Annotated in this window: 4 protein-coding genes; all 4 read left to right on the plus strand. The window is 37.2% G+C overall.

What is annotated here, in order from left to right:
* Window positions 1-30 precede the first annotated feature (30 nt).
* The 4 genes from P6733_RS10435 to P6733_RS10450 all read left to right on the plus strand — a co-directional run bounded on the left by P6733_RS10435 (window position 31) and on the right by P6733_RS10450 (window position 13,236).
* Entirely contained in the window at window positions 31-876 is an 846-nt protein-coding gene (locus P6733_RS10435) for an oxidoreductase (RefSeq protein WP_306352809.1), read from the plus strand.
* A 271-nt stretch (window positions 877-1,147) separates the two neighbouring features.
* Window positions 1,148-5,221: a T9SS type A sorting domain-containing protein gene (locus P6733_RS10440; protein WP_306352810.1), complete on the plus strand. Its 4,074-nt coding sequence runs from the start codon at window positions 1,148-1,150 to the stop codon at window positions 5,219-5,221.
* 370 nt (window positions 5,222-5,591) lie between these two features.
* Window positions 5,592-9,944, plus strand: a complete 4,353-nt coding sequence (locus tag P6733_RS10445; protein ID WP_306352811.1) for a T9SS type B sorting domain-containing protein — start codon at window positions 5,592-5,594, stop codon at window positions 9,942-9,944.
* A 256-nt stretch (window positions 9,945-10,200) separates the two neighbouring features.
* Window positions 10,201-13,236, plus strand: coding sequence for a T9SS type B sorting domain-containing protein (locus P6733_RS10450; protein ID WP_306352812.1), 3,036 nt, complete (start codon window positions 10,201-10,203; stop codon window positions 13,234-13,236).
* The last annotated feature ends 163 nt before the right edge of the window (window positions 13,237-13,399 follow it).

Consider the following 13,399-nt stretch of genomic DNA (forward strand, 5'->3'; position numbering starts at 1 on the left):
ACCTTTGCTTCAATATAAAAAGTAAAAAATATGGAAAGCAAAAAAGTATGGCTTATTACAGGTGCTTCAAAAGGGCTAGGACTAGTGTTTGTAAAACAATTATTAGCTGCTGGAAATAAAGTAGCAGCAACAACAAGAACAATTAAAGCATTAACGGATAGTTTAGGTAGTGTAAATGATAACCTATTACCACTTGAAGTTGATTTATTAGATGAAAAAAGTATCCAGAAAGCAGTCGAATTAACGTTACAAACATTTGGGACGATAGATGTTGTTGTGAACAATGCAGGATATGGGCATTTTGGAGCTATAGAAGAATTGAGTGACAAAGAATCACGTCAAAATTTTGATGTAAATGTATTTGGATTACTAAATGTAATTCGCCAAATAATGCCACATTTTCGTAAGCAACGCTCTGGACACATATTCAATATAGCATCAATAGGAGGTTATACAGGGAATTTTCCAGGAGTGGGGATATATTGTGCAACAAAATTTGCAGTAGCTGGGTTGACAGAAGCCTTATCAGCAGAAGGGAAATCTTTTGGTATTCATGCCACTGTAGTTTATCCCGGTTATTTCCGAACCAATTTCTTATCTGAAGGTTCAATAGTTTTACCATTACATCCAATTGCAGAATATGAAGAAGTAAGAGCGACAGTAAATGCACATCAATTCAATATAGATGGAAATCAAACTGGAGATCCAGAAAAAGCAATTGAAGTTATACTTAAAGTAGCGTCAGAAGCGAATCCTCCACTACATCTATTTCTAGGACAAGATGCATATGACCTTGTCAAGGCAAAAGATACCGCTATACATGATGATATGGAAGCATGGAAAGCAGTAGCAACAACAACTGGATTCCCAGAATAAGTTCTTGTTTTTAAAATCGTATAAAAAAAGCAGCCCAGAATTGAGGCTGCTTTTTTGTAGTGTAATAAGATATAAAAGTGTCTTTACAATATGATAATTAACATAGTATACCACATAAGATAAAAAAAAGATAATAAACGAATACACTTCATAATCATGATTTTACAGTAATAAAACATGTACATAAACTGTTCTATGAATATAATCTCAATATTTGTATTTGTCTGAAAATGAATTAATAACATTCAGATAATAACTCAAAAAAAAGATTATGATTAAAATTTTACCAAAAAGAATTTTTAGAGCATTTCTATTGGCAGCTCTATTTTTTATTGCACCACTACAAAGTAGTTGGGGGCAGATTATCGGATGGAATGCAGCTTCAAACGGGGGAGGTTTTGGAGCAAGCCCATGGACACCAGAAACATTAAATTCAAATCTGGAAACATCAGGTTTAATTCGTGGTTCAAGCATCGGAACAGGTGGTTCACCAGCTGGTGGATGTTGGGGTGGATCTGGTGGATGGTCTTCCACAGCAGAAAGTGATAATAATAGTTTTTATTTTACTTTTAAAGCACTACCAGGATATAAAGTTAGTTTAAATGAAATATCGAGTAGAACCAGAAGATCAAATGCAGGACCTTCAGGAAGTACCGTTTGGTATTCTGTGAATGGAGGAGCTTTTGTTGAATTAGACGATTGGAATACAACATCTACTTCTGGAACTACAGGTACAGGTAATACAACTTCATTGAGTAGTATTACTGCTCTGCAAAATATTGGAGCAGGAGTAGTGGTAAAGTTTAGAATTATACCACAAGGATCAACGGGAACCTATTATCTTACAGGATCTGCAAATAGTTTAAGAATTGAAGGAACAGTAGTTCCTGCGAATACTGCAACACCACTAATCACACCATCTACAAATACATTAGCTTCTTTTGGCGATGTAATTATAGGGAATAATTCAAGCTCGAATAGCTTTACTTTCAATGGTACAGATTTAACAGGAAATGTAACAGTTACTGCGCCAACGGGTTTTCAAGTGAGTGGCGATAATACAGCATGGTCAAATCAGATAATAAGAAATGCTGTATCAGGATCGATAAATAATAGTACAGTTTGGGTACGTTTTAGCCCTACAACTGTGGGACCAATTTCTGGAGATATAGTATTATCCTCATCAGGTGCAGTAAATAAAAAAGTAACCGTTTCAGGAGTTGGAAAGCCAGCTTCATCAATTTCTGTTACTCCAACAGCAATTACAACATTAAGTTATATCGTGAACAATGGACCTTCAGCGAGTGTTCAGTTGACAAATTTCTCTAGTACAAATTTAACGCCTGCTACGGGATCAATAACGATTGCACCAGTACTAGGATCGACTTCAAATTATGAAGTTTCAACAGATGGAACTACGTGGGGAACAACCTCATTATTTGCTTATACAGCTGCAGATAATAATATCAATAATCCAACAATATTTGTACGCTTAAAAGCAGGCTTGGCTGTTGGAGATGTTGCCTTAGAAACCATAAATCTTACAGGAGGTAATGCTAGTAAAACTTTTACTGTATCTGGGAAAGTTTTAGAACCAAGCAAAATCATAACAGATGATGAACCTTATGGACCATATTGTAATGCGACAAGTAATTCTTTTGATTTAGATTTTACACCCGTTGGAGCATTTAATGGAACTAATTTTTATGCACAATTATCAAATGTAGATGGAAGTTTTCCAACTACTGCGACAAATATTGTAGGAATGGCTACTGGAAGTCCAGTTAACGTTACAATTCCAGCAAATACACCAGTAGGAACTCTATATAGAGTTCGTGTTTTCAATCAAGACCCATTGACTTTCAGTATTAATGATAACAATCAGAATATAATAATCAATGGTGGACCAACATTATCAGGAATTACACAAGCTGAAACAGTGTGTAGTGGTAATGAAGCGATTATAAATTTAACGGGATTATTGGCAAATAGCACAATCAAAATTCATTATACAATTAATGGAGCTGCTCCACAAACTGTTGCAGGTATTGTTGTTGGTGCAACTGGAAATGCTAGTTTCCCTATTGTATTATCAACTTCAAATAATGGTCAAAATTTAGTAATCGATAGTATTGAAAGAACAGATGTTACACCATCCTGTCCTGCTGTATTGACTACTAACAATTCGGTTACCTTAGCTGTGAATCCAGCTCCTACATTAACTTCGGCAACTAGTTTAGCGGTATGTGGGCAAGGAGCACAAACAACAATTTCCTTAGTAGGTTTATTACCTAATAGTACTTCCAATATTTTTTACACTGTTGGAGGAGGAAACATCCAAATTGCAATGGCAGTAACGGCATCAGCAACAGGAGAAGGAAGCTTTTCATTTGCTCCAACATTATTAGATAATGGCCAAAATTTAGAGGTTGTTTCCATTACAAGAACCGATGTAACACCAAATTGTACTACAGCATTATTAATTAGTGTACCATTAGTAGTTAACACAAGACCAACAGCTGTGATTGATGGCGATCAGACCATCTGTTTAGGTGTAACACCATCAAATGTAAATATTACATTAACTGGAACTGGCCCATGGAATTTAACCTATACCGATGGTACAACTCCAGTAGAGGTAACTAATATTCAAACAAGTCCTTATTCATTTTCAGTTACAACCTCTGAAACAAAAACGTATACTGTTACGGCTTTACAAGATGCAATTTGTACAGCAATAGCAAGTGATATGAATGGTAGTGCTACTATTACAGTCAATGTAACACCAGTGCCTACAGCCCAAGTACAAACATTTTGTGGAGCAGGAACTGTTGCAGATTTAGTAGCAACGGGAACAGGAATTCAATGGTATTTGGCTTCAACAGGCGGTACAGCTTTGAGCGCAACAACAACTTTAGTTACTGGAGATTATTTTGCTACGTCAACCATTGCAGGATGCGAAAGTACAAGAGTACAAACAGCCGTTACAGTTAACGTAACACCTGTGCCAACAACACAAGCACAAACATTTTGTGGAACAGGTACTGTTGCAGATTTAGTAGCAACAGGAACAGGAATTCAATGGTATTTGGCTTCAACAGGCGGTACAGCTTTGAGCGCAACAACAACTTTGGTAACAGGAAATTATTTTGCTACATCAACCGTTGCAGGATGCGAAAGTACTAGAGTACAAACAGCCGTTACAGTCAATGTAACTCCAGTACCTACAACGCAAGCACAAACATTTTGTGGAACAGGTACTGTTGCGAATTTAGTAGCAACGGGAACAGGAATTCAATGGTATTTGGCTTCAACAGGCGGTACAGCTTTGAGCGCAACAACAGCTTTGGTAACAGGAAATTATTTTGCTACATCAACCGTTGCAGGATGCGAAAGTACAAGAGTACAAACAGCCGTTACAGTCAATGTAACTCCAGTACCTACAACGCAAGCACAAACATTTTGTGGAACAGGTACTGTTGCGAATTTAGTAGCAACGGGAACAGGAATTCAATGGTATTTGGCTTCAACAGGCGGTACAGCTTTGAGCGCAACAACAGCTTTGGTAACAGGAAATTATTTTGCTACATCAACCGTTGCAGGATGCGAAAGTACAAGAGTACAAACAGCCGTTACAGTCAATGTAACTCCAGTACCTACAACGCAAGCACAAACATTTTGTGGAGCAGGTACTGTTGCGAATTTAGTTGCAACAGGAACAGGAATTAAATGGTATTTGGCTTCAACAGGCGGTACAGCTTTGAGCGCAACAACAACTTTGGTAACAGGGAATTATTTTGCTACATCAACCGTTGCAGGTTGTGAAAGTACAAGAGTACAAACAGCTGTTACAATTTCTGAAGTACCTAAACCCGTTGGTTCTGAAAATCAAACATTTGTAGCAGGAGAAAACATCAGTAACTTAGAAGTAACAGGAACAAATTTAAATTGGTATGCCTCACTTGCTCTAGTTGGACAAGGAACAACGCTTAATGTAACGCAATTATTGGTCGATGGAACAACTTATTATGTAACCCAAACAATTGGAACTTGTGAAAGTGAACCATTAGCAATTACAGTATCAATAACCCTAGGAACTCCAAACTTTGATGCGAAGAACCTGAAGTATTATCCTAATCCAGTAAATAATATTTTACATATTAGCTATGCTGAAAATATAGATACTATTACACTATTCAATATGATAGGGCAACAAGTAAATAGTCCAAAAACTATAAATGCAAAAGAAATTGAATTGAATATGTCGGAATATAGAGGAGGAACTTATTTTATAAAAATAGTTTCTGGGGCAACTTCAAAAACAATAAAAATAATTAAGAATTAAAAGCAATTGAATTATGTATTGTACGCATAAAATTTCGGGATTTATGAACGAAAATTTTATAAAAAATTAAGAAAAAGATTTTAGATAACCATAAAGCTGTAAAAGCATAAAAGGTTGATAGATTATTGATTAAACCGCTTAAATAATAAATATTTAAGCGGTTTTTTTATCTAATAAAAAAGATAAATTAAAATTTGCTGTTAAAAATTATAGTTAAATGTGTTCTCATTTTTCAGATATTCTTAAAATTAATATAAATTTGTCTTAAAATATACAAAAAATATACCTTATGATAACGTTTTGATAAATTAGAAAAAAAAATCAATTCACATAATTGACCTACTTTTCACAGGCTAAATTTTTACGATAAATGAAGTTAATAAAACAACTAAAACATACGTTACTATTAATAACTCTACTATTCCTTTCTTATCAAAATACCTTTTCTCAATGCTTCGAAATCGAAAGTATTTTAGTGGATGCATGTAGCAACGCTAGTGATGAGGGATTTAATGAGATGGTTCGTTTTAAAGTAGGAAATGCTGCTATAAATACGAGCAATATGTCTGTGAGTTGGCCTAATAATACATGGAAAGGGCTAATAAAAAATACAGTTACCGCAACTAAAGTAGCCCAATTAAATGCAGATATAATTGCAGCTGGTGGATGTGGACAAATCATAGAACCTGTTGGAGGTGTATTACCGGCCAATGCAACCGTTATTTTAGTAACCAGTTATAATATGGATACCGCTTTAAACTCCTTTGGAGCTTTATCCGATACGATTTATATTCTATTTCAAAATAATCCAACGACCAGCACGGGACATTTTGCCAATTACGGAACTACAGGAACCAGTTTGAGGGTATTAACGATAACATTCGGAACATGCTCTGATACTGTCGTATATAATCGTACCTTATTGATTAATCAAAGTGGTGCTCCAGGAGCACAAGATGGTGCGACCGTTGAATATACACCAGCAGGTGTAGCAACCTATATCAATAATGGATGTTCTGCTCCAGTGAAACCTTTTAAAGTCGATGCAGGGCCACCTACACTTACGGCTTGTGCAGGATCAACAATAACTTTAAATGGAACTGCTCAAGGACATCAATCCGTACTTTGGACAGCACCAAGTGGTACTTTTGCTACACCAAGTAATTTATCCACAACCTATACCATCAGCCCTACAGCAGCTGGAACGACAGTAGTTCTTACTTTAACTGCAACAAATAGTTGTGGAGTTACAAAAACGGATACTATTAATTTGACGGTTACTAATAGTGTAACACCAAATTTTCCAACAGCACTAGCCTTTTGTACAGGAGCGACAGTACCTTCTTTAGCTACAACTTCACCAAATGGAGTAGTGGGAACTTGGAATCCTTCTACAATCAATAATACAACAAACGGGAGCTATGTATTTACACCGAATGCAGGCCAATGTGCTGTACCAATTACCTTAAATGTTACAATTTCGAATAGTATAACTCCTGATTTTGCTACAACATTAACAGTATGTACAGGTGCTACAGCACCTGTTTTGGCAACAACATCGCCAAACGGTATTGTTGGAACTTGGAACCCTTCTACAGTTAATACTACAACGGGAGGGAATTATGTGTTTACACCCAATGCGGGGCAATGTGCTGTTTCAGTTACATTAGCCGTAACAGTGTCAAATGCAGTAACCCCTAATTTCCAAACAACAATGACGGTTTGCAACGGCAATCCAGTACCTGGTTTGGCTAATACTTCCCCGAATGGAGTAGTAGGAACTTGGAGTCCGTCTACGATTAGTAATACAACAAGTGGAAGTTATGTGTTTACACCTAATGCAGGCCAATGTGCTACTTCGGTGACATTGACTGTTACTGTAAATAACTCAATAACCCCTGATTTTGCTACAACAGCGACATTTTGTAGTGGAGCTACAGCACCCGTTTTGGCAACCACATCGCCAAATGGAATTGTAGGAACTTGGAATCCATCAGTAGTGAGTAATACAACCAGTGGAAACTATGTGTTTACACCCAATGCAGGTCAATGTGCTACTGCTGTGACGTTAGCGGTTACAGTTACTCCAACTATAACCCCTGATTTTGCCACGACAGCAACATTCTGTAATGGAGCTACCGCACCAGTTTTAGGAACGACTTCGCCGAATGGAGTAGCGGGTACATGGAATCCATCAACAGTAAGCAATACAGCCAATGGAAGTTATGTGTTTACACCTAATGCAGGCCAATGTGCTACTGCTGTGACATTGACTGTTACGGTAACACCAAATGTAACACCTGATTTTGCTACAACACTAGCTCTTTGTACAGGAGCTACGGCACCAGTTTTGGCTACAACTTCACCAAATGGAGTTGCTGGAACATGGAACCCATCAACAATAAATACAACAACAAGCGGTGCTTATGTGTTTACACCTAATGCAGGACAGTGTGCTACTGCAGTAACTCTAAATGTTACAATATCAAATAGTATCACACCCGATTTAGCTACAACAGCAACATTTTGTAATGGAACTACAGCCCCCGTTTTGGCTACAACTTCTCCAAATGGAGTGGTGGGAACATGGAATCCATCAACCGTAAGTAATACAACCAGTGGAAACTATGTGTTTACACCTAATACAGGCCAATGTGCTACTTCAATTACGTTGAGTGTTACAATTACACCAAGTATCACCCCCGATTTTGCTACAACAGCAACATTCTGTAATGGAGCTACCGCACCCGTTTTGGCAACGACTTCACCAAATGGAATTGTAGGAACATGGAATCCATCAGTAGTGAGTAATACTGCTAACGGAAGTTATGTATTTACACCCAATGCAGGTCAATGTGCAACATCAGTAACTTTAAATGTTACTGTAAACAATAATATTACACCAAATTTTGCTACAACAATGGCTTTATGCAGTGGAGCTACAGCACCCGTTTTGGCAACGACTTCACCAAACGGAATTGTCGGAACATGGAATCCATCGACAATCAATATGACGGCAAATGGAAGTTATGTATTTACGCCTAATACAGGCCAATGTGCTGTATCAGTAACGTTGAATGTAACTATTACTACAACCATAACACCCGATTTTGCTACAACAGCAACATTTTGCAATGGAACAACAGCACCCGTTTTGGCAACAACATCGCCAAATGGAGTAGTAGGAACATGGAATCCAGCAACGGTGAGTAATACAACCAGTGGGAATTATGTGTTTACACCCAATGCAGGGCAGTGCGCTACTTCAATTACTTTAGCTGTAACCGTAACAAGTAAGGTTACACCAAATTTTGCAACGGCATTGGTATTCTGTAATGGAACAACGGCACCAACTTTAGCAACTACTTCACCAAATGGAATTATAGGAACATGGAATCCAGCAATAGTAAGTAATACGGCAAATGGGACTTATATATTTACACCAAATGCTGGGGCATGTGCTAATACAGTGACACTGAATGTTACGGTAACACCTCGAACAACACCAATTACGACATTTACATATCCCACACCGATTTGTGCAAATAGTACACCAGTTTCGCCACAATTAACAGCTGGATTTGTAACAGGAGGATCGTTTTCTTCCGATGCAGGTTTGGTTATAAATCCAACAACAGGTACAATTAATATAGCAACCAGTACTTTAGGAAGTCATACAATAACCTATTTTATTGCGGCCAATGATACAAATTGTACGACTATAGGGACGAATGTATTTACAATTGATATTCAGACTGCTACTGTTGTAGCTCCAATAACGGGACCCAATAGTGTATGCGTAGGAAGTACAATTCCTTTGTTGAATGCTACACCAAGTGGAGTTTGGACAAGTAATAATCCAGCTATTGCTACCGTAAATAATCTAGGAGTAGTAACAGGAGTATCAAGCGGTACGGTTACAATTGTCTATAAGATAAATTCAAATTGCCCTGCCTCGGTTACTAAAACGATTACTGTATACCCATTACCGAAACCAATTTTAAGTAATAAATTTATTTGTGTTGATCCAAAGACAGGAACACCATTATCAACAGTGAGTTTGAATGCTCAGTTACCAAACGCCAATCATACTTTTGTTTGGACCTTTAATAATGCGGTATTACCGACAACGACAAATACACATATTGCAAATCAAGTAGGAGTATATACGGTCACTGCAACGAATACAAATACGGGTTGTAGTGCTACTGCTACAGCAACAGTAGGTATTTCATCATCAGCGGTTGCAACAGCAACAGTGGGTGAAGATTTTAATAACAATCAGATTATTACTGTAAATGTTACAGGCGGATCAGGTTCTTATTTATTCCAATTGGATAATGGAGTACCACAAGAAAGTAATCAATTTACAATTTCAGAAGAAGGAGAATATCAAATTACAATTTGGGATAAAAATGGATGTCAGGAAATAATTTTGAGTGTTTATGCGATAAATTACCCACATTTCTTTACTCCAAATGGGGATGGATATAATGACTATTGGAATATTCATAGTCTTGCACATCAACCCTTGGCGAAGATTTACATTTTTGATCGCTATGGTAAATTAATTACAATGATAAAACCAGCCCAAGCAAAAGGTTGGGATGGAATGTATAATGGTCATGAACTACCATCAACAGATTACTGGTTTAAATTACTATATAAGAATAGAGAAGGAGCGGATAAAGAATTTCAAGCACATTTCTCTTTAAAAAGATAACTCAAACAGTAAAGTAAAATCAAGATAGTATTAGTATATCGTCTAAAAAAGAACACTTTTTAGACGATTTTTTTTCAAAAAAAAGCTCAATTAAATTATGTAATTAAAAAAGAAAAGAAAAACCAAAAGAAGTTAAGAATGCTGTGTTTATAAACATGTTATGTATAAAATAAAAAGGGGATTTTAAATAATATAAAACATATAGCCATTCCATTTACAGATTCTGGTTCACTTTTCACGATTAAATTTTTATCAAATGAAATTAAAAACTCAGTTAAAGCAAATTATCTTTCTAATTCTTTTTTCGCTGTTGTCGTATCAACAAGCGTTTTCTCAATGTTTTGAGATAGAAAGTATTTTAGTAGATGCCTGTGGGGCAGATGAAGGTCTCAACGAAATGGTCCGGTTTAAAGTTGGAAATGCCAACATAAATACGAACGATTTGGTAGTAAGTTGGCCAAACAATTCTTGGAAAGGATTGATTAAAAATGCTGTTACAGCCGCTAAAGTCACACAACTCAATGCAGATATTGTTGCAGCTGGGGGGTGTGGACAATTGTTAGAGCCTACTGGAGGAGTTCTTCCTGCCAATGCCAGAGTGATTTTGGTAACGAGTTATAACATGGATACTGCTTTGAATTCTTTTGGGGCATTGACAGAAACAATATATATTATATTTCAAAATAATCCCAACACCGTTTCAGGACATTTTGCCAATTTTGGAGCTGGAGTACGAACTTTGACAATGCTATTTAATAGTTGTGTTGATACGGTAACGTATAATAGAGCTTTATTAGTAGATACAAATGGTACGCCTGGAGCAGCCGATGGATCTACCGTATTGTTTACATCTGCGGGCGTAGCTTCTTACATTAATAATGGTTGTGCAGCACCTGTACCACCATTTACTGTAGATGCGGGTCCACAAACGATGACAGCTTGTGCCGGAGCGACCATTAATTTAAACGGAAGTGCTCAAGGACAACAATCGGTACTTTGGTCAGCACCAAGTGGAACATTTTCAACTGCAAGTGCCTTGTCAACAACGTATACAATTAGCCCTACTGCAACGGGAACAATAGTATTGACATTAACAGCAACAAATAGTTGCGGCGCTACAAAAACTGATACTATTAATGTAACGGTTTCAAACAGTGTAACACCAAATTTTGCTACGGCTTTAACACTGTGTAATGGAGCTACTGCTCCTGCTTTAGCAACCACTTCGCCAAATGGGATTACAGGAACATGGAATCCGGCAACGATCAATAATACAACAAGTGGAAGTTATGTATTTACACCCAATGCAGGACAATGTGCTGTTCCAGTTACATTGAATGTAACCGTTGGGAATAGTATTACACCAAATTTTGCTACTACTTTAACTTTGTGTAATGGAGCAACAGCTCCTGCTTTAGCAACGACTTCACCAAATGGAATTACGGGGACTTGGAGCCCGGCAACCATCAATAATACTACAAGTGGTAACTATGTATTTACACCGAATGCAGGACAATGTGCTACATCAGTAACATTGGCAGTAACAGTAACGAATAGTATTACACCAAATTTTGCTACTACTTTAACCTTGTGTAATGGAGCAACAGCTCCAGTTTTAGCTGCAACTTCACCGAATGGTATTACAGGGACTTGGAGTCCAGCAACCATCAATAATACAACAAGTGGTAACTATGTATTTACACCGAATGCAGGACAATGCGCTACAGCAGTAACACTAGCAGTAACGATAACGAATAGTATTACACCGAATTTTGCAACAACATTGGCGCTTTGTAGTAATGCAACAGCACCAACTTTAGCGACTACTTCACCGAATGGAATTACAGGAACATGGAATCCAGCAGTAATTAGTAATACAACAAGTGGTAATTATGTGTTTACACCCAACGCAGGACAATGTGCTACTGCAGTAACTTTGGTCGTTACAGTAGCAAATAGTATTACGCCAAATTTTGCAACGACTTTAGCATTATGTAATGGCGCTACTGCACCTGCTTTAGCAACGACTTCACCGAATGGAATAACAGGAACGTGGAACCCAGCAGTAATCAGTAATACAACAAGTGGAAGTTATGTGTTTACACCAAATGCAGGTCAATGTGCTGTTTCGGTAACTTTAAACGTTACGATTTCAAACAGCATTACACCAAATTTTGCAACAACACTAACATTATGTAATGGAGCTGCCGCACCTGCTTTAGCAACGACTTCACCAAATGGAATCACAGGAACTTGGAATCCAGCAGTAATTAATACGACTACTGGTGGAAATTATGTGTTTACACCCAATGCAGGACAATGCGCTACTGCCATGACTTTGGTCGTTACAATTTCAAATAGTATTACACCAAATTTTGCAACAGCATTAACGCTTTGTAGTAGTGCTATTGCTCCAACTTTAGCTTTGACTTCACCAAATGGAATTGCAGGAACTTGGAGTCCAGCAACGATAAGTACGACTACAAGTGGAAATTATGTGTTTACACCGAATGCAGGACAATGCGCTACATCTACTACGTTAGTTGTTACAATTACAAATAGTATTACACCAAATTTTGTAACTACTTTAACTTTGTGTAACGGAGCTACTGCACCTGCTTTAGCAACGACTTCACCAAATGGAATCACAGGTACTTGGAGCCCAGCAGTTGTAAACAATACAACAAGTGGTAATTATATATTTACACCCAATACAGGTCAATGTGCTACGACTTTCACTTTTGCAGTTACAGTGACGAAAATAGATTTTACCTTAAATGATAATTGTGTTAATGGAGACTATGTTATTGAAGCAACTCCTAATGCAAGTTCATATAATTCAAATGATGTGGATTATGTATGGAAAAACAGCCAAGGAAATGTAGTAGGGTCAAATGATGCTACTTTGAATGTAACTGACGTATTAAGTTCTTCTTCAGTTACTCCAGTGTTTCCAATGACGTTTACTTTGACAATTACGACTTCACAAGGATGTACAGAAACCAAAAATGTTGAGGTTTTAAGTACATTTTGTTCAATTCAAAAAGGGATTTCACCAAATAATGATGGTAAAAATGATTTCTTTGATTTAGTGGGATTGAATGTGAAGCACCTGACAATCTTTAACCGATACGGTACAAAGGTTTACAGCTATTCAAATTATTCTAATCAATGGTATGGACAGTCTGATAAAGGAAATGACTTACCAACGGCAACCTACTATTATGTAATAGAACTTGATGGTCAACCTTCAAAAACGGGATGGATTTACATTAATAGAGAAAGAAACTAATCAAAAAGGGAAGTAAAGCCTTTCTGTCCTAAAGGACAGAGAGGTATTTTACACCATAAAACTATAAAGTTACACATGAAGAAATTATATCTGACAGCCTTGATCGCTATGACCGCCTTAGTGGATGTCCAAGCACAACAAGACCCACATTATACGCAATACA

This window comes from Flavobacterium aerium (assembly GCF_030766725.1).
GTDB classification, from domain to species: Bacteria; Bacteroidota; Bacteroidia; order Flavobacteriales; family Flavobacteriaceae; genus Flavobacterium; species Flavobacterium aerium.